We start from the raw sequence: 17,593 nt of genomic DNA, 5'->3' as shown, positions 1-17,593 counted from the left end.
GCGTTCGCGGCTACGACCTCTGATGCTGCAACGGCGCAGGATACGAACATCAATAACTAGAGGATGGAATCATGGACGGTGTTTGCGCAAGTCCCGAACGCATGAATGCTCAACAACGATCCGCCTATATTCGCGAAAAGGTCATGTCCCGGGGCGTCGAGTTGCGCCGGCGTTACCCGCTTTTGAATCACCAGGACGCCCTGGGCGCGGGTATCCTGGCGTTTGCCCTGGCCGGAATGATCGGTTCGGCGGCGCTTTATGTGGGTGGATACCTGGCTTGGTGGGGGTGTTTGTTACTGAATGCTTTTTTTGCCTCGCTGACCCACGAGCTGGAACACGACCTGATCCACAGCATGTATTTCCGCAAGCAGCGGGTGCCGCACAACCTGATGCTGGCGCTGGTCTGGCTGGCCCGGCCGAGCACCATCAACCCCTGGATTCGGCGCCATCTGCACCTCAATCATCACAAGGTTTCCGGCACCGAGGCGGACATGGAAGAGCGCGCCATCACCAATGGCGAGCCGTGGGGGATTGCCCGCCTGCTGATGGTCGGCGACAACGTCATGTCTTCGCTGATCCGCATGCTGCGGGCCAAGACCTGGACCCACAAGTTCAGCATCCTCAAGCGCACGCTGAGGGTCTATGCGCCACTGGCGTTGCTGCACTGGGGCGCGTGGTACGTGTTTCTCGGGTTCCACGCGGCCAACGGGATCGCCGGTCTGCTGGGCAGCTCCATCGACTGGTCAGCCCATACCCTGGCGGTGATGCAGGTGATCGATATCGCGGTGGTGGTGATCATCGGGCCGAATGTGCTGCGGACCTTCTGCCTGCATTTCGTCAGTTCGAACATGCACTACTACGGGGATCTCGAGGCGGGCAACGTGATCCAGCAGACCCAGGTGCTCAATCCCTGGTGGTTGTGGCCGTTGCAGGCGTTCTGCTTCAACTTCGGCAGCACCCACGGGATTCATCATTTCGTGGTCAAGGAACCGTTCTATATCCGCCAGATGACCGCGCCGGTGGCACATAGGGTGATGGCCGAGATGGGTGTGCGTTTCAATGATTTCGGGACCTTCGGACGGGCCAACCGGTTTGTCCGGCCGGAGCGTGCGGGCGTGCAGGCGGTGCAACCGGCGCGGGGGTAAGAAGGCTCGCGGCGGCTCAGATCTTTTGTGTATCGACCGCGACCAGGGTCTCGATCATCGCCCGCGCCGCCGGTGACAGGCGAAACCCGGTGCGGCTGACGATGCCGCAACGGCTATGCAGGCTTTCGATGTTATGGGGCAGGTTGCGCCAGTGCAGCCGCACCAGCGAGCCCTGTTCCATGTCCTCGATAAAGGCCTCTTCGGTGCCCATGCCAATGGCATCGGACTGGCGAACGATCTTCACCAGCGCCGGGTAATGTTCGGTCTCGATACTCGATGAGAAGTCCTTGCGACCGCTCAGGTTCGCCAGCAACTTACGTACGCCGGGGGCTATCAGGGCACTTGCCAGCGGGTAATCGAACAGGTCGTTGGTCGACAGGCTTTCCTTGGCCAGCAATGGATGCCCAGGGCGGCAGAAAAACACCCCGCGACGGGGTGTCAGCGCCCGGGTCTGGAAATCCGGATCGGCCTCGAAATGGCGGATATCGGCGATAAAGAACTCGATCTCTTCACGACCCAGACTGCGGCTGAGTTTTTCCCAATTCTCCACTTGGAAACCGGTACGCACTTTCGGATAGGCATCGATAAATCGGGCCGTGGCTTCGGGGACCAGTTTCACCGCCGAGGCGGTGTCGCAACCGAAGCGCAGCTCGCCGGCATCGAGCTTGGTCATCTGGATCACTTCGGCACTCAACAGGGCGGCGCCCTGCACCAGGGTCAGGGCATGTTGCAGCACCACCTGGCCTTCGGGCGTCGGGCGCAGGTCCTTGTGGCCACGCTCCACCAGCACACAACCGAACTCCTGCTCCAAGCCCTGGATACTGCGGCTGAAGGCTGGTTGGGTGATGCCCATGGCGTCCGCCGCTCGAACAAAACTGCGGTGTTCGTTGAGGGCGATGAAGTAGCGCAGCTGGCGAAGATCCATAAGCTTTCCCTGCATCCGGAAAATGACCCGTAGGCATTGGCGACGAGTGGGGCTTGAGGTTTTAAATGGCGACTGTTATTCCGTCAATGAATAGTTATTGTGTTTCTTAGATCTATTTAGAATATTCATAGAGCGTTGTTATGCGCCGCTCTATTCTCAACGGTGTGAGCCTTAGCCTGTCTCGAACCTAGGCGAGTTGGTTACATACCCAAAAGAGCGGGTTATAAGGGCAGGGTCAAAAGAGTAAGTTATTCACAATGCTCATGGTTCATATAGCCAATCAATTGAGAAATAACCGGTGGTGCAATTGGACAGGCGTTACAAGTCCAACCATGCTGGGTGTCGTGAGTTTCAGGAGAACCTCACTTTCAGTGGAAGAGTGTATTAACGACATAAGGAGAACGCATCATGTCGAGCATCAATGGAACTTATGTAAACGCCAACTCTGACGCCAGACTGGTCGTGACCGACGGTAACGACTCGAACGGTTCCTTCAGCGGGCAGATCACCCAGGCCGGTGTGAATTACAACGTGACCGGCCACTACCACTTCCAGAACAGCACCGGCCAGCCCACGATCATCGCCTTCACTGGCTACAATGATGGTCACGGCTATGTCACCTTCGCCGCCTTCTCGCCCGACCACAATTACGGGCGACTGAGAGCGAGCGGCTCACGCAGCACCTTTGACGGCCAAGTGGTCGGTCTGGGTGGCGAGTTCGTCAAACAGTAATAAAGGCAACACAATATACTGCCAGGCCAACGAACGGGTGAGTGGCTGAAACTGCTCATCCGCTCGAAGTACTGGCGGTATGTTTTGTCGTGTTTGTTAATGATCAAATACGCATTTTTATTGTTTAAACTTCCCTCTTTCTTACGGTCAAATCCTTCTTCTTGTTGCCGGGTCATCTGCGCAGTTATCAGTGCGCTGATCGCCGCTGCGTGTTTGAAATTCGACAGACAAGTGGCGGTTTCGGGCCTTGAAGGCATGCCCTGAGCGAATATTTTCGATGCCTGAAAGGCATGGCTTTTCGAACGATGGGCTGCAGCCCTTGAAACACGCGGTCTTGAGCGGATCAGCGGAAATCTATATTCATTTTTGTTCTATGTATAACTTTAAAGATTACTTTAAGGCCTAAGCAGCCTCCGTGGATCATCGGCACCTCGACGCCGCCAAGCGCGCCTCGACGATTTTTTGCTGAAGACCGCAGGAGTTATTCAATGGGCAATGTCCAGACCGCTGCCAGTGCACATGAGGTGCGCAGGCACCCGGCACCGGGTGGCGAGTTGGTTGACCTCGGCCGGCCCCATCGCGCGCCGCTGGGGCAGTTGCGTCTGCAGAAAGTGCCCAAGGGCATCCTCAGCCGACGCGAGGCGATCTTGCTCGGTGTGTTCGCGCTGGTGCTGCATGGCGCGGTGATCTACTGGCTGAGCCAGAAGGAAACCCCGGTGCTGCCGGTGGTGCCGCCGGAAATCCCACCGATGACCATCGAGTTCTCCCAACCGGCTCCGCCCGTGGTTGAACCGCCGCCTCCACCCCCTCCGCCTCCGCCGCCCCCACCGGTGGTCGAGCCGCCGCCGCCAGTGGTCGATGAGCTGGCGGCCAAACCGCCGCCGCCCAAGCCGGTGCCCAAACCCAAGGTCAAGCCGGTGCCCAAGCCTGAGCCGAAACCTGCGCCCAAGCCGGTCGAGCAACCGCCCGCGCCGCCAGAGCCAGCGGCTCCGGCAGCGCCACCGGCGCCGCCGACGCCGGCACCGGTGACCCCGGCTTCGGCCAGCGCCGCGTACCTGAAGAACCCGGCGCCGGAATATCCGCAGCTGGCTCAGCGTCGCGGTTGGGAAGGCACGGTCTTGTTGCGGGTGCAGGTCCTGGCCAGCGGCAAACCGGGCGAGATCCAGATTCAGAAAACCAGTGGTCGCCAGCAACTCGACGACGCCGCGCTGGCAGCGGTCAAGCGTTGGAGCTTTGTCCCGGCCAAGCAGGGCGATGTCGCCCAGGTCGGCTGGGTCAGCGTACCCATCGACTTCAAGATCCACTGATCGGCACCCAACGCGCTAAACGCTTCCACAGAGGGAACACATCATGACGTTACTGGCATCTCCACTCCAATCCATCGAAAGCGCGGTGATCTGGCTGCTGGTGGTTTTCTCCGTCGCCACCTGGGGCCTTGCCCTGCTCAAGGGCGTGCAGTTCGGCCGCCTCAAGGCCCAGGATCGCAAGTTCCACAAACAGTTCTGGGCCGCTTCCAGCCTCGACTCGGCCGCCGAGCTCAGCGAAACCCAACCGGGCGCAGCCGCTCGCGTGGCCCAGGCCGGTTATGCCGCGATCCAGGTCGGCGATGCGTCCCACGCGGCGGATCTGAGCCAGGCGATCAATCATCAGGACCGTCTCGAACGTGCCCTGCGCCAACAGATCGTGCGGGAACGACGCTCCCTGGAAACCGGCCTGGCGGTAGTCGCCAGTATCGGCAGCACCTCGCCGTTCATTGGTCTGTTCGGCACCGTGTGGGGGATCATGGAAGCCTTGAAAGGCATCAGCGCCGCCGGGTCCGCGAGCCTGGAAACCGTTGCCGGGCCGATCGGTGCCGCGCTGGTGGCCACCGGTGTCGGGATCGCCGTCGCGGTGCCGGCGGTGCTGGTTTACAACTATTTCCTGCGTCGCCTGAAGCTCACCGCCGCCGACCTCGATGACTTCGCCCATGACTTCTACAGCCTGGCGCAGAAGAGTTCGTTCCGCGTGCTGATCCACCCGACGGCGAACAAAACCGCCGCCCAGGGCGGTGCGCAGAAAGTGAAGGAGGCGTCCTGATATGGCCTTCTCGACCCAGGACAGCGATGAGGTATTGAGCGAGATCAACGTCACGCCGCTGGTGGACGTGATGTTGGTGCTGCTGGTGGTGTTTATCGTCACCGCGCCGCTGCTGACCAATGCGATTCCGATCAACCTGCCGAAGACCGAAGCCGTGGCGCCGGTGGAGCAGAAGGACCCGCTGGTGGTGAGTATTGATGGCAGCGGCAAGCTGTTCCTCAACAAGGATGAAATCAAGCCCGAGCTGCTGGAGTTCAACCTCCAGGCGGCCAAGGCCAAGGATCCGGACCTGCGGGTGCAATTGCAGGCCGACAACGGCGTGAACTACGGCGAAGTGGCGCGGGCCATGGCCTCCATCGAGCGGGCCGGGATCACCAAACTGTCGGTGATTACCGCACGCTGAGGGCAACACATCTTCGATGTTTCTTGGGCCGTCTCCTTGGCAGGGTGCGGCCCTTTTTTATTTTCCACGGAGCAACTGGCAAATGCAGAACCTGTGAGCCGGCTTGCCGGCGATGGCGGCTGGATAGTCGATGCAGGACTTGCGGGCCTCATCGCCGGCAAGCCAGCTCCCACAAGGATTCGCGTCGACAAGGAGTGATTCGCAAGCTCTTATATTTCTTTATCGTCTTAATAAATAGCTTCTTATTCCTTAACGAATATAACTCTCCTCCCTATACTCGATCGGGAACGCAAACGCTGGAGGAGGTGTACCCCATGCGCAACGAGTCGATTCGTTATCTGATCGTGCCGGGCTGGCAAGGATCGCCAGAAGATCATTGGCAAACCCACTGGCAGAACAGCCTGCCCAACAGTGCGCGGGTGGAGCAGGCCGACTGGCTGACGCCGCGCCGCGAAGACTGGGTCGCGGCCCTGGCCGAAGCCATTGCCGCGGACGATACGCCGGTGATCTTGATTGCCCACAGCCTGGGTTGCATCACCGTTGCCCACTGGGCGCAAACAGCGCCGTTGCACCTGCTGCGCCAGGTCCGTGGTGCATTGCTGGTGGCCCCGGCCGATGTCGAGCGTCCCGCCTGCGCCCCGGCCTTGCGTAACTTTGCGCCGATTCCGAGCGACCTGCTGCCGTTTCCGAGCCAGATCGTCGCCTCCGACAACGACGCCGCCGTCAGCGCCCCGCGGACCCTGGAACTGGCCCGCGACTGGGGCGCGCAAGCGAGCATCCTCAGCGGTGCCGGGCATATCAATGTGAAGTCCGGTCACCAGCGTTGGGAACAGGGTTTTGCCTACCTGTACCGCCTGCAGACCCGAATGGAACAGCATTCCCTGCGTCGCGCCTGAATTCTTTCTTTTGCTTGAACGCCCACTGCCATTGGTGGTTTGGGGCGGGAGCCTGCCATGAGCCTGCATGAAACCTTCGGTCAGCCGCTGCTGACCTTTCCCGATTCGGAAAAAAGCCCACTGAGCATTCGCGCCAAGGCGCTGGTGTTCGTCGACCCGCGTTCGCGGCAACTGCGTGAAGAACTCGAAACCCTGGCGCCCAAGTCGGTGCCGGTATTGATCCGTGGCGAGACCGGGACCGGCAAGGAGTTGCTCGCCCGGCATATCCACCGCGCCAGCGACCGCACCGGGTTGTTTGTTTCGGTGAACTGCGGCGCCATCAGCCCGACCTACGCCGATGCCGAACTGTTCGGTTATGCGGCGGGGGCCTACAGCGGTTCGGCCAGCAGTCGCGCCGGCTGGTTCGGCTCGGCCAATGGCGGCACCTTGTACCTGGACGAGATTGGCGACCTGCCGTTGCCGATCCAGGTGAAGTTGCTCGCCGCCCTGGAAAATCATGAAGTCACCCGGGTCGGCGCGCCGCAGCCGAGTCCGGTGGATGTACGCCTGGTGGCGGCCACCAGCATCGACCTGGCCCAGGCGGTGGCGGTCGGTAAATTCCATGAGCGCCTGTATCACTACCTCAGCGAAGGCCGGCTGGAGTTGCCGGCATTGCGCGAGCGGGTCGGCGATATCCTGCCCCTGGCCGAGTATTTTCTCGGTATCTACAGTCAGCGCCTGAGCCTGCCGGTGCCACTGGTCAGCGAAAGTGCCCAGCGTGCTCTGGAGCGTCACAGCTGGCCGGGCAATACCCGCGAGCTGGAGAATGTCATTCACTTTGCCTTGCTGGTGAGCAGCGGCGACGAGATTTTGCCGGAACATTTGAATCTGTCAGCGCCGCTGGCCTTGATCGAGCAATTTATCGGCAGCAGTTCCCCTGAGGAACTGACGGCGCTCAAGCGCCTGCTGGATAACGCGGGCGTCTGAGCTTCTGTAGGAGCCGGCTTGCTGGCGATTCGGGCGACGCGGTGTTTTCAGGTACACCACGTTATCGTTCATCGCCAGCAAGCCGGCTCCTACAAAGGGCAGGGTCTGTATGAACAAAATGGAATATGAAGATGAATAAAAGATATTGTTCTGGAATAAAAAATATCGGTATCTTCTGCCCCACGCCAGCGATATCACTTTACTGGCACCTCTCTCTCAAGGCTGTCGTCGATGACGACCGTGATCTTCGATAAGGACACTGCATGAAAAAGGTTCTGTTGTTTACCGCATTGGCGGCCGCTCTGGCGGCAGGTCTGGCCCAGGCCGGCGAGAAACTGGTCGTGGCGGCAACGCCGATCCCCCATGCCGAGATCCTCGAGCTGATCAAGCCGACCCTGGCCAAAGAAGGCGTGGACCTGGAAATCAAGGTCTTCACCGACTACGTACAACCGAACACCCAGGTGGCCGAGAAACACCTGGACGCCAACTACTTCCAGACCAAGCCGTACCTGGATGGCTTCAATAAAGGCAAGGGCACCAACCTGGTCACCGTGATTGGCGTGCACGTCGAGCCTTTCGGTGGTTACTCGAAGAAAGTCAAAAGCCTGGCTGAGCTGAAAGACGGCGCCACCGTGGCCATTCCGAACGAAGGCAGCAACAGCGGCCGTGCCCTGCTGCTCCTGCAGAAATCCGGTCTGATCACCCTGAAAGACCCGACCAACGCCCTGTCGACGCCCAAAGACATCGTCAAGAACGACAAGCACCTGAAGTTCAAGGAACTGGAATCGGCCCTGCTGCCACGGGTTCTGGACCAGGTCGACCTGGACATGATCAACACCAACTACGCGCTGGAAGCGGGCCTGAACCCGGCTAAAGACGCACTGGTGATCGAAGGTGCCGATTCGCCTTACGTGAATTTCCTGGTAGCTCGTCCGGACAACAAGGACAGCGACGCGATCCAGAAACTGGCCAAGGCCCTGACCAGCCCGGAAGTGAAAGCATTCATCGCCGAGAAGTACAAAGGCGCGGTATTGCCGGCGTTCTGATTCGCGAAGAACCCCTTCCAAGGTTTGAACGCCGACGAGCAACCAGCGTCGGCGTTTTTTATTGCCCGCTCGGTTGTTTTCTCACTGCTCGGCGCAATGCCATCAACAGCTTCACGATGTCTTGTGGATCGAGCTTTTCCGGCGCTTTTGCCTGAACCATATAGTCTTCCTTGTTATGGGCTGGCCATTGAGCGGGCCATGTTCGTCCGTGCTTGGAGCGCCCATTGGGTAAAAAGATCCGTATTGCGGTGCAAAGGAAAGTAGCCGCCCGCTGACTATCCGGCAAATCCGTCGGGCGGGTTTTAACCCAGGGTCAGTCCGGCCAGTTCCAGGCCGGCTCATCGAGCCTGTCCTGGCCGACAACCCCGGTCTGTCCGAGGATTTTTTCCAGGACGATGGCGTTGCACGCCGGGTCCTGCTGCAACGCCGCTATCAGGCGGCTGGCATGGGACACCACCCACAGCTGGCAGTGCTCCGAAGCCTGTACGATCAGGCGCGCCAAGGCCGGCAGCAGGTCCGGGTGCAGGCTGGTTTCCGGTTCGTTCAGCACCATCAGGGTCGGTGGCCGGGGCGTCAGCAACGCCGCCACCAGCAGCAGATAACGCAAGGTCCCGTCCGACAGCTCGGCAGCCGACAGCGGTCGCAGCAACCCTTCCTGATAGAACTCGATGGCAAAGCGCGCACCCTGCAACGGCGCGATCTTCAGTCGTGAGCCAGGAAAGGCATCGCTGATGGCCGCGTGCAGGGCTTCGGCGTCGCCGACTTCGATAATGGTCCGCAACGCCGCCGCCAGGTCGCGACCGTCGTGATGCAGCACCGGCGTGCGTGTACCCAACTGGGGCTGGCGTACAGGCGCGTCGGCATCGCTGCGAAAGTGATCGTAAAAACGCCAGCCGCGAATGCTCTCACGCAGTAACAGTACTTCCGGCGAACCGCGCAGATTGCCGACCTGATCGAACAGGCTGTCGAAGCTCGGCGTGTGTTGCGCCAGCACCTCCCAGCCACGCCCTTCGCGGGCCTTGACCATGGGCCCGGAACGTCCCACCAGCAGGCTGGCCGGGCGATACAGGGCACCGGCCCAGATGCATTCGCGCTTGATCTCCGGGTCCAGGGAAAAATACGAACTGCTCGGCTCCGGCAAGCCGAGGGAAATGGCGTAGCTGAAGTCCTCACCGGCAAACCCCAGGCGCAGGCGCTTCGCCCCCTTGCGGACCTGGCCTTCAATGGCCACTTCACCGTTGCGCATGCGCCGGCTGATGGTTTCCGGCCCCGCCCAGAAGGTCGAATCCAGCCCGCCTTCACGCGCCAGTGCGTTGACCACCCCGCCCTGGGCGGTTTCCGCCAGCAGGCGCAGGGCGCGATAGAGGTTGGATTTGCCGCTGCCATTGGGCCCGGTGATCAGGTTCAGTCGACCCAGCGGCACCACCAGTTGGTTGATCGAGCGGTAGTTGGCGACCGCCAGGGTCTTGAGCATGAAAAGCGTCCTGCGGGGTGAGTTGAGTTGTTGGTGTGCAGTGAGGGAACCCTGTTCTACGCTAACAGTCGTAACCGCACTGGCGAAACTGTATTACGCAAAGGAGCGTGCATGAAGGGGCATCGAACACAGTGGATGGTCGCCCTCGGCCTGGCAGCGCTCTTGAGTGGATGCGGTCATGACAAACCGCCTGAACCCGAGCGGCCGCGGGTCTTCGTCGAGCAGGTGCAACGCAAGGATTTCGGCGCCGCCGTGACCCTGACCGGCGATGTCCAGGCCCGGGTCCAGACCGACCTGTCGTTCCGTGTCGGTGGCAAGATCATCCAGCGCTCTGTCGACGTCGGCGCGCGGATCTCCGCCAAACAGGTGCTCGCCAAGCTCGACCCCAAGGACCTGCAAACCCATGTCGACACCGCCCAGGCCGAGGTCAATGCCCAGCAGGCGCGGGTGCAGCAGACCAGCGCGGCTTTCGTCCGCCAGCAGAAGCTCCTGCCCAAGGGGTATACCAGTCGCAGCGAATACGACTCGGCCCAGGCCGCCTTGCTGAGCAGCAAGAGCGCGCTCGCCGCGGCCCAGGCACAGTTGGCCAATGCCCGTGAACAGCTGAGTTACACCTCGCTGATCGCCGAGGCGCCCGGGGTGATCACCGCCCGCCAGGCCGAGGTCGGGCAGGTGGTGCAGGCGACCATGCCGATCTTCAGCCTGGCCCGTGACGGCGCGCGCGACGCGGTGTTCAACGTCTACGAGTCGCTGCTGGTGGAGCCGCCCGGCGACCAGAGCATTACCGTGACCCTGCTCGACAACCCGGCTATCCAGGCCACCGGCAAGGTCCGTGAAGTGACCCCGGCGGTCTCGGCCCAGAGCGGCACCGTGCAGGTCAAGGTCGCCCTCGGCGCGCTGCCGGCCGGCATGGACCTGGGCTCGGTGGTCAGCGCCACCGTCACCGCTCCCGGCAAAGCCAGTATCGAGCTGCCCTGGTCGGCCCTGACCAAGGACATCAGCGAGCCGGCCGTGTGGCTGGTGGACGATAGTGGGAAGGTCAGCCTGCACCGGGTCAAGGTCGGACGCTACCTGACCGGCCATGTGATCATCAGTGACGGCCTCCAGGGCGGTGAAAAGGTGGTGATCGCCGGTGGGCAGTTGCTCCATCCGGACATGCTGGTGGAGATCGCCGCGCAACCGGCCAAGGGAGCCCAGCCATGAAGCGCCTGTCGCTGGTGTTGCTGAGTGGCGCCTTGCTGGTCGCCTGCTCGAAACAGGAGCCTGCCCCCGAACCGGTACGCCCGGTGCTGTTCGTCGAGGTCACGCCGGCCCTGGAACAGAGCCTCGGGCGTTTCGCCGGGAGCATCCAGGCACGTTATGAAAGCACCCTGGGTTTTCGCGTCTCGGGACGGATCGCCCGGCGTTATGTGGATGTCGGCAGCGAGGTGGCGCAGGGCGCCTTGCTCGCCAGCCTCGATCCCACCGATCAACAGAACCAGTTGCGCGCCGCCGAAGGCGATCTGGCGCGGGTCCAGGCGCAGTGGATCAACGCCCAGGCCAATGCCCGACGCCAGCAGGAGCTGTTCGACCGTGGCGTCGGCGCCCAGGCGCAACTGGACGTTGCCCAGACTGACCTGAAAACCACCGGAGCTTCCCTGGAGCAGGCCAAGGCCTCGGTCAGCCAGGCCCGCGACCAGCTCGGCTACAGCGAACTGCACAGCGACCACGCGGCGGTGGTCACCGCCTGGAAAGCCGAGGCCGGCCAGGTGGTCAGCGCCGGCCAGCAGGTGGTGACCCTGGCGCGTCCCGATATCAAGGAAGCGGTCATCGATCTGCCGGCCGCCTTGGCTGATCAGCTGAGCGAGGGCGTCGAGTTCCTTGTCGCCAGCCAACTTGATCCTTCCGTCAACACCACCGCCCGACTGCGAGAAATCGAGCCCCAGGCCGACAGCGCCACCCGCACCCAACGTGCCCGGCTGACCCTGGCCGAGACCCCGGCGGCATTTCGCCTGGGCAGCTCCATCAGCGTCACCCTCAGCTCGGCCATTGCGCCACGGACCCGCCTGCCCCTTTCGGCACTGCTGGAAAGCGGGGGCCAGACCCGGGTCTGGATCATCGACCCGCAGAGCCAGACAGTCGCATTGCGTGAGGTCCGGGTGCTCAGTCGCGATGCCGACGGCGTGCTGCTGGCTTCCGGCGTCAAACCCGGCGAACGGGTGGTGAGTGCCGGAGTGAACAGCCTGAAACCGGGGCAGAAAGTCAAAGTCGCTGAGGAAAAAGCCCAATGAAAGGGTCCTTCAACCTGTCCGAGTGGGCCCTCAAACACCAGTCGTTCGTCTGGTACCTGATGTTCGTCGCGCTGTTGATGGGGGTGTTTTCCTACATCAACCTGGGGCGCGAGGAAGATCCGTCCTTTACCATCAAGACCATGATCATCCAGACCAAATGGCCCGGCGCCACGGTGGATGACACCCTGGAACAGGTCACCGACCGCATCGAGAAAAAACTCGAAGAACTCGACTCCCTGGACTATGTGAAGAGTTACACCCGGCCGGGCGAGTCGACGGTGTTCGTGTTTCTGCGTGACACCACCAGCGGCAAGGACATCCCGGAGATCTGGTACCAGGTACGCAAGAAGATCGACGATATTCGCGGTGACTTCCCCCAGGGTATCCAGGGACCGGGGTTCAACGACGAGTTCGGCGATGTATTCGGTTCGGTCTACGCCTTTACCAGCGACGGCCTGAGCATGCGTCAGCTGCGCGACTACGTGGAACAGGTGCGGGCGCAGATCCGCGATGTGCCGGGCCTGGGCAAGATCCAGATGATCGGCGCGCAGGACGAAGTCCTCTACCTGAACTTCTCCACCCGCAAGCTGGCCGCCCTGGGCATCGACCAGCGCCAGGTGGTGCAGAGCCTGCAATCGCAGAACGCGGTGACCCCGGCCGGGGTGATCGAGGCCGGGCCGGAGCGGATCTCGGTGCGGGCCTCCGGGCAATACGCCTCGGAGAAAGACCTGGAGGCGGTCAACCTCAAGCTCAATGATCGTTTCTACCGGCTGGCCGATATCGCCGAGATCAGCCGCGGTTATGTCGACCCGCCGACCCCGCTGTTTCGCTACAACGGCCAGACCGCCATCGGTCTGGCCATCGCCATGAAGAAGGGCGGCAATATCCAGGACTTCGGCAAGAGCCTGCATGCGCGCATGGACAGCTTGACCGCCGAACTGCCGGTGGGCGTCGGGGTACACAAGGTCTCCGACCAGGCTGAGGTGGTGGAGAAGGCCGTCGGCGGTTTCACCAGCGCCTTGTTCGAAGCGGTGATCATCGTGCTGGTGGTGAGCTTTATCGCCCTCGGCATGCGTGCCGGGCTGGTGGTGGCCTGCTCGATCCCGCTGGTGCTGGCGATGGTCTTCGTATTTATGGAATACAGCGGCATCACCATGCAGCGGATCTCCCTCGGCGCCTTGATCATCGCCCTCGGCCTGCTGGTGGACGATGCGATGATCACCGTGGAGATGATGGTCACGCGGCTGGAGAAGGGCGACACCAAGCAGCAGGCGGCCACGTTCGCCTACACCTCGACGGCCTTTCCGATGCTCACCGGCACCCTGGTCACCGTGGCCGGCTTCGTGCCCATCGGCCTCAATGCCAGTTCCGCCGGGGAATACACCTTCACCCTGTTCGCGGTGATTGCCGTGGCGATGCTGGTGTCGTGGCTTGTCGCGGTGCTGTTCGCGCCGGTGATCGCCGTGCATATCCTCAGTGAGAACGTGAAGGGCCATGGTGGCGAACCGGGACGTGTTGCCCGGGTGTTCAACGCCGGTTTGCTCTGGTCGATGCGCAATCGCTGGTGGGCCATTGGCCTCACGGTGCTGGTGTTTGCCTTGTCGGTGTTTTGCATGCGATTTGTGCAGAACCAGTTCTTTCCGTCCTCGGACCGTCCGGAAATCCTTGTCGACCTCAACCTGCCGCAAAACGCCTCGATCAACGAAACGCGCAAGGCGGTGGACCGACTTGAGGCGAGCCTCAAGGACGACCCGGATATCCTGCGCTGGAGCAGCTATATCGGCGAGGGCGCGGTCCGTTTCTACCTGCCCCTCGATCAGCAATTGCAGAACCCCTACTACGCGCAGTTGATCATCGTCAGCAAAGGCCTGGAGCAGCGCGCCGCGTTGATCGAGCGGCTGAACAAGCGCTTGCGGGAGGATTTCGTCGGCATCGGCAGCTTTGTCCAGACCCTGGAAATGGGCCCGCCGGTGGGGCGGCCGTTGCAGTACCGGGTCAGTGGCAAGGACATCGACCAGGTGCGCAAGCATGCTATCGAGCTGGCAACCATCCTCGACAAGAACCCCAATGTCGGCGAAACCATCTACGACTGGAACGAGCCGGGCAAGGTGCTGCGCATCGATATCGCCCAGGACAAGGCGCGGCAGTTCGGTTTGTCATCCGAGGATGTGGCGAGGCTGATGAACAGCATTGTCAGCGGTTCGCCGGTGACCCAGGTCAAGGACGATATCTACCTGATCAACGTGGTCGGGCGGGCGGTGGACAGTGAGCGGGGCACGCCGGAAACCTTGCAGAACCTGCAGATCGTCACGCCCAACGGGGTGTCGATTCCGTTGCTGGCGTTCGCCACCGTGCGTTATGAACTGGAGCAGCCGCTGGTCTGGCGCCGTGATCGCTTGCCGACCATCACCCTCAAGGCCGGGGTGCGTGGCAACTTGCAGCCGACCGATCTGGTCAAGCAGTTGAAGCCCGATATCGACCAGTTCGCCGCCGGCTTGCCACCGGGTTACAAGGTGGTCACCGGCGGTACGGTGGAGGAGAGCGGCAAGGCCCAGGGGCCGATTGCCAAGGTGGTACCACTGATGCTGTTCCTGATGGCGACCTTCCTGATGATCCAGTTGCACAGTGTGCAGAAGATGTTCCTGGTGGCCAGTGTCGCGCCGCTGGGGCTGATCGGCGTGGTCCTGGCGCTGGTGCCGACGGGCACGCCGATGGGCTTTGTGGCGATCCTCGGGATTCTCGCGCTGATCGGCATCATCATCCGCAACTCGGTGATCCTGGTGACCCAGATCAACGAGTACGAGAGTAATGGTTATGCGCCGTGGGATGCGGTGGTGGAGGCGACGGAGCATCGACGCCGGCCGATCTTGCTGACGGCGGCGGCGGCGAGCCTGGGGATGATCCCGATTGCCCGGGAAGTGTTCTGGGGCCCGATGGCCTACGCGATGATCGGTGGGATCGTGGTGGCGACGGTGCTGACGCTGATGTTCCTGCCGGCGCTGTATGTGGCGTGGTACAGGATTCGGGAGCCGGAGCAGGAGGTCCGGTAGAAAGGTTTTTTCGGGTATGCCCCGATATCCCTGTAGGAGTCGGCTTGCTGGCGATAAGGCCAGTGGGCCTTGCATCGCCTGACCGGACGCCATCGCCAGCAAGCCGGCTCCCACAGGTTTTGCGCCGTACTCAAGATTTGAGTACGACTCGAACATTGTGGGAGCGGAGCTTGCCCGCGAAGGGGCCAGTGATCACTCCGCCGTCGACGGTTTCTCCCACAAATTGATCCCGCCTTCCTGGGCAAAGCGATCGATCTCCGCCAGTTCTTCCTGGGTGAAACTCAGGTTCTTCAGCGCACCGACGTTCTCGATGATCTGCTCCGGCCGGCTGGCGCCGATCAGGGCCGAGGTCACCCTTGGATCGCGCAAGGTCCAGGCCAAGGCCAATTGCGCCAGGCTCTGGCCACGACGCTGGGCGATCTCGTTCAACGCCCGCACGTGGGCGATATTCGCCTCGGACAAGTGCGAGGCCTGCAACGAACCACCGCCCGGACGGTTGACCCGCGCATCCTTCGGCACGCCATTGAGGTATTTATCGGTCAGCAGACCTTGCGCCAATGGGGTAAAGGCAATCACCCCGGTCCCCAGCTCGTCGACGGTGTCCAGCAGGTCCTTTTCCACCCAGCGATTGAGCAGGTTATAGGCCGGTTGGTGAATCAGCAGCGGGACTTTCCATTCTTTCAGCAGCGCGGTGATCTCGCGGGTTTTCACCCCGGAATACGACGAGATGCCGATATACAGCGCCTTGCCCTGCTGCACGGCGGTAGCCAGGGCGCTGGCGGTTTCTTCCAGCGGGGTGTCCGGGTCGAAGCGGTGCGAATAGAAGATATCCACATAGTCCAGGCCCAGGCGTTGCAAGCTCTGGTCGAGGCTGGCGAGCACGTACTTGCGTGAACCGCCGCCCTGGCCGTAAGGGCCGGGCCACATGTCCCAGCCGGCTTTGCTGGAGATGATCAGCTCGTCGCGGTACTGCTTGAAGTCTTCGCGCAGCAGGCGGCCGAAGTTGATCTCGGCGCTGCCGTAGGGCGGGCCGTAGTTGTTCGCCAGGTCGAAGTGGTTGATGCCCAGGTCGAAGGCGGTGCGCAACAGGGCGCGCTGGGTGTCGATCGGCGTGCTGTCGCCGAAGTTGTGCCACAGTCCCAGGGACAGCGCCGGCAGCACCAGTCCGCTGCGTCCGACGCGGCGGTAGGGAATGGAGTCGTAGCGGTTTTCGGCAGCTTGGTAAGTCATCGAATCCTCTCTCGTTTGGCAGTCAATACAAGTTGTCGCTATAAAAATCGGTTGGCCGGCCGCTCCAGCCCCAGGTGCTCGCGCAGCGTCTTGCCTTGGTACTCTGTTCTGAACAGCCCGCGGCGTTGCAGTTCCGGAACGACGCCAGCGGCAAAGTCTTCCAGCCCGCCCGGCAGATGCGGCACCAGCACGTTGAAGCCGTCCGCCGCCCCGTGTTCGAACCAGGCCTGCAGCTCGTCGGCAATCTGCGTCGGCGTGCCGATCAGGCTGTAGTGCCCACGTCCGCCAGCGATGCGCCGTCCCAGTTGCGCCAGCGTCAGGTTTTCCGCGCCGGCCAGTTCGGTCAACAGTTGCTGACGGCTTTGCTGGCCGCTGTCGGTCAACGGCAGCTCCGGCAGTGGCCCGTCCAGCGGGTATCCAGACAGATCGAAGTTGCCCAGCATACGCCCAAGTAGCGCGACGCCAACTTCGGGTTCGACCCATTGCTGAAACGATTCATATTTTTCCTGGGCCTCGGCCTCGCTCTGGCCGACCACGACAAAGACCCCCGGCATGATTTTCAGTGAGTCGGTCGAACGTCCGAACTTTGCCAGGCGGCCTTTGAGATCGGCATAAAACGCCTGGGCCTTGCTCAACGACGTCTGCGCGGTGAACACCACTTCGGCGGTTTGCGCCGCCAGATCACGGCCGAGCTCCGAGGCACCGGCCTGGATGATCACCGGCTGGCCCTGGGGCGAGCGGGCGACGTTCAGCGGGCCCTTGACCTTGAAGTGTTCGCCGCTGTGATTCAACACATGCAACCGGGCGGGGTCGTAGTACTGGCCGCTGGATTTGTCGCGGGTAAAGGCGTCGTCTTCCCAGCTGTCCCACAGCCCTGTGACCACCTGGTGAAATTCCCGCGCCCGGCTGTAGCGTTCGGCGTGGCCGATATGTTCGGCGCGCCCGAAGTTCAGGGCCTCGGCGGCGTTGTCCGAGGTCACCAGGTTCCAGCCGGCGCGCCCGCCGGACAGATGATCCAGCGAAGCGAACTTGCGGGCCACATGGTACGGCTCGTTGTAGCTGGTGGTGGCGGTGGCGATCAGGCCTATGTGATCGGTCACCGCGCTTAACGCCGACAGCAAGGTCAGCGGTTCGAAGTGTTCCGAGCGGGCCATGCGGCTGGCGATTTCGGCGCTGGGCGCGGCGACGCTGTCAGCGACGAACAGGGCATCGAACTTCGCCGCCTCGGCGACGCGGGCCAGGTGTTTGTAGTGGGCGAAATCCAGCCCGGCATTGGCCGGCACATCCGGGTGGCGCCAGGCTGCGACGTGGTGCCCGGTGGCCATCAGGAAGGCGCCGAGTTTCAGCTGGCGCGGGGTGTGGGTCATGACAGAGTCCTTG

General features: G+C 62.1%; 15 protein-coding genes. 11 read left to right on the top strand and 4 right to left on the bottom strand.

Features of this window, described 5'->3' with window-relative positions; genetic code table 11:
• Window positions 1-71 precede the first annotated feature (71 nt).
• On the top strand, window positions 72-1,145 hold the full coding sequence (locus M5B42_RS07950; RefSeq protein WP_248745473.1) for a fatty acid desaturase: 1,074 nt from the start codon (window positions 72-74) through the stop codon (window positions 1,143-1,145).
• A 16-nt stretch (window positions 1,146-1,161) separates the two neighbouring features.
• Here the strand turns inward: M5B42_RS07950 and M5B42_RS07945 are convergent, their stop codons facing one another.
• The gene (locus M5B42_RS07945; RefSeq protein WP_103499035.1) at window positions 1,162-2,070 is read right to left on the bottom strand and encodes a LysR family transcriptional regulator; all 909 of its coding nucleotides are present in this window, start codon (window positions 2,068-2,070) and stop codon (window positions 1,162-1,164) included.
• A gap of 408 nt (window positions 2,071-2,478) precedes the next feature.
• Between M5B42_RS07945 and M5B42_RS07940 the strand changes: the two genes are divergently transcribed.
• From M5B42_RS07940 to M5B42_RS07910, 7 genes are all read left to right on the top strand, one after another.
• On the top strand, window positions 2,479-2,802 hold the full coding sequence (locus M5B42_RS07940; protein WP_103499036.1) for a hypothetical protein: 324 nt from the start codon (window positions 2,479-2,481) through the stop codon (window positions 2,800-2,802).
• A gap of 488 nt (window positions 2,803-3,290) precedes the next feature.
• Window positions 3,291-4,109: an energy transducer TonB gene (locus tag M5B42_RS07935; RefSeq protein ID WP_248745472.1), complete on the top strand. Its 819-nt coding sequence runs from the start codon at window positions 3,291-3,293 to the stop codon at window positions 4,107-4,109.
• Window positions 4,110-4,152: 43 nt separating this feature from the next.
• Entirely contained in the window at window positions 4,153-4,878 is a 726-nt protein-coding gene (locus M5B42_RS07930) for a MotA/TolQ/ExbB proton channel family protein (protein WP_152741783.1), read from the top strand.
• A gap of 1 nt (window position 4,879) precedes the next feature.
• Complete coding sequence (locus tag M5B42_RS07925; protein ID WP_100942624.1) at window positions 4,880-5,281, top strand: biopolymer transporter ExbD; 402 nt, start codon at window positions 4,880-4,882, stop codon at window positions 5,279-5,281.
• A gap of 314 nt (window positions 5,282-5,595) precedes the next feature.
• A complete protein-coding gene (locus M5B42_RS07920; RefSeq protein ID WP_103499039.1) occupies window positions 5,596-6,177 on the top strand; it encodes an alpha/beta hydrolase in 582 nt (193 codons plus the stop codon).
• A gap of 57 nt (window positions 6,178-6,234) precedes the next feature.
• The gene (locus tag M5B42_RS07915; RefSeq protein ID WP_248745471.1) at window positions 6,235-7,143 is read left to right on the top strand and encodes a sigma-54 dependent transcriptional regulator; all 909 of its coding nucleotides are present in this window, start codon (window positions 6,235-6,237) and stop codon (window positions 7,141-7,143) included.
• 263 nt (window positions 7,144-7,406) lie between these two features.
• Window positions 7,407-8,189, top strand: coding sequence for a MetQ/NlpA family ABC transporter substrate-binding protein (locus tag M5B42_RS07910; protein WP_103499041.1), 783 nt, complete (start codon window positions 7,407-7,409; stop codon window positions 8,187-8,189).
• Between the two features lie 313 nt (window positions 8,190-8,502).
• Here the strand turns inward: M5B42_RS07910 and M5B42_RS07905 are convergent, their stop codons facing one another.
• Window positions 8,503-9,663 carry an AAA family ATPase gene (locus M5B42_RS07905; protein WP_248745470.1) on the bottom strand — a complete coding sequence of 387 codons (1,161 nt, stop codon included), beginning with the start codon at window positions 9,661-9,663 and terminating at the stop codon, window positions 8,503-8,505.
• A 111-nt stretch (window positions 9,664-9,774) separates the two neighbouring features.
• Here M5B42_RS07905 and M5B42_RS07900 point away from each other — a divergent pair, with 111 nt between their 5' ends.
• The 3 genes from M5B42_RS07900 to M5B42_RS07890 are packed head-to-tail and all read left to right on the top strand — an operon-like array spanning window position 9,775 to window position 14,983.
• The gene (locus M5B42_RS07900) at window positions 9,775-10,866 is read left to right on the top strand and encodes an efflux RND transporter periplasmic adaptor subunit (RefSeq protein WP_248745469.1); all 1,092 of its coding nucleotides are present in this window, start codon (window positions 9,775-9,777) and stop codon (window positions 10,864-10,866) included.
• Entirely contained in the window at window positions 10,863-11,933 is a 1,071-nt protein-coding gene (locus M5B42_RS07895) for an efflux RND transporter periplasmic adaptor subunit (protein WP_248745468.1), read from the top strand. The genes M5B42_RS07900 and M5B42_RS07895 overlap by 4 nt, the downstream gene beginning before the upstream one ends.
• The gene (locus M5B42_RS07890) at window positions 11,930-14,983 is read left to right on the top strand and encodes an efflux RND transporter permease subunit (RefSeq protein WP_248745467.1); all 3,054 of its coding nucleotides are present in this window, start codon (window positions 11,930-11,932) and stop codon (window positions 14,981-14,983) included. Before M5B42_RS07895 ends, M5B42_RS07890 begins: the two co-directional genes overlap by 4 nt.
• 192 nt (window positions 14,984-15,175) lie before the next feature.
• Here the strand turns inward: M5B42_RS07890 and mgrA are convergent, their stop codons facing one another.
• Together mgrA and M5B42_RS07880 are read right to left on the bottom strand one after the other, a co-directional pair.
• Window positions 15,176-16,213 (bottom strand): L-glyceraldehyde 3-phosphate reductase, encoded by a 1,038-nt coding sequence (mgrA, locus tag M5B42_RS07885; RefSeq protein WP_248745466.1) that lies wholly within the window; start codon window positions 16,211-16,213, stop codon window positions 15,176-15,178.
• 38 nt (window positions 16,214-16,251) lie between these two features.
• The gene (locus M5B42_RS07880; RefSeq protein WP_248745465.1) at window positions 16,252-17,580 is read right to left on the bottom strand and encodes an LLM class flavin-dependent oxidoreductase; all 1,329 of its coding nucleotides are present in this window, start codon (window positions 17,578-17,580) and stop codon (window positions 16,252-16,254) included.
• Between the last annotated feature and the right edge of the window lie 13 nt (window positions 17,581-17,593).

The sequence above is a fragment of the Pseudomonas sp. MWU12-2037 genome (genome assembly GCF_023242345.1).
Lineage (GTDB): Bacteria > Pseudomonadota > Gammaproteobacteria > Pseudomonadales > Pseudomonadaceae > Aquipseudomonas > Aquipseudomonas gingeri_D.
This window is presented reverse-complemented; position numbering and strand designations above follow the sequence as displayed.

Bases quoted from the DNA above. Each gene is read 5' to 3' on its own strand.
- M5B42_RS07920 (WP_103499039.1), top strand. From the start codon at position 5,596: ATGCGCAACGAGTCGATTCGTTATCTGATCGTGCCGGGCTGGCAAGGA.
- M5B42_RS07950 (WP_248745473.1), top strand. From the start codon at position 72: ATGGACGGTGTTTGCGCAAGTCCCGAACGCATGAATGCTCAACAACGA.
- M5B42_RS07925 (WP_100942624.1), top strand. From the start codon at position 4,880: ATGGCCTTCTCGACCCAGGACAGCGATGAGGTATTGAGCGAGATCAAC.
- M5B42_RS07895 (WP_248745468.1), top strand. From the start codon at position 10,863: ATGAAGCGCCTGTCGCTGGTGTTGCTGAGTGGCGCCTTGCTGGTCGCC.
- M5B42_RS07940 (WP_103499036.1), top strand. From the start codon at position 2,479: ATGTCGAGCATCAATGGAACTTATGTAAACGCCAACTCTGACGCCAGA.
- M5B42_RS07905 (WP_248745470.1), bottom strand. From the start codon at position 9,663: ATGCTCAAGACCCTGGCGGTCGCCAACTACCGCTCGATCAACCAACTG.
- M5B42_RS07930 (WP_152741783.1), top strand. From the start codon at position 4,153: ATGACGTTACTGGCATCTCCACTCCAATCCATCGAAAGCGCGGTGATC.
- M5B42_RS07915 (WP_248745471.1), top strand. From the start codon at position 6,235: ATGAGCCTGCATGAAACCTTCGGTCAGCCGCTGCTGACCTTTCCCGAT.
- M5B42_RS07900 (WP_248745469.1), top strand. From the start codon at position 9,775: ATGAAGGGGCATCGAACACAGTGGATGGTCGCCCTCGGCCTGGCAGCG.
- M5B42_RS07880 (WP_248745465.1), bottom strand. From the start codon at position 17,580: ATGACCCACACCCCGCGCCAGCTGAAACTCGGCGCCTTCCTGATGGCC.
- M5B42_RS07910 (WP_103499041.1), top strand. From the start codon at position 7,407: ATGAAAAAGGTTCTGTTGTTTACCGCATTGGCGGCCGCTCTGGCGGCA.
- M5B42_RS07945 (WP_103499035.1), bottom strand. From the start codon at position 2,070: ATGGATCTTCGCCAGCTGCGCTACTTCATCGCCCTCAACGAACACCGC.
- mgrA (WP_248745466.1), bottom strand. From the start codon at position 16,213: ATGACTTACCAAGCTGCCGAAAACCGCTACGACTCCATTCCCTACCGC.
- M5B42_RS07935 (WP_248745472.1), top strand. From the start codon at position 3,291: ATGGGCAATGTCCAGACCGCTGCCAGTGCACATGAGGTGCGCAGGCAC.
- M5B42_RS07890 (WP_248745467.1), top strand. From the start codon at position 11,930: ATGAAAGGGTCCTTCAACCTGTCCGAGTGGGCCCTCAAACACCAGTCG.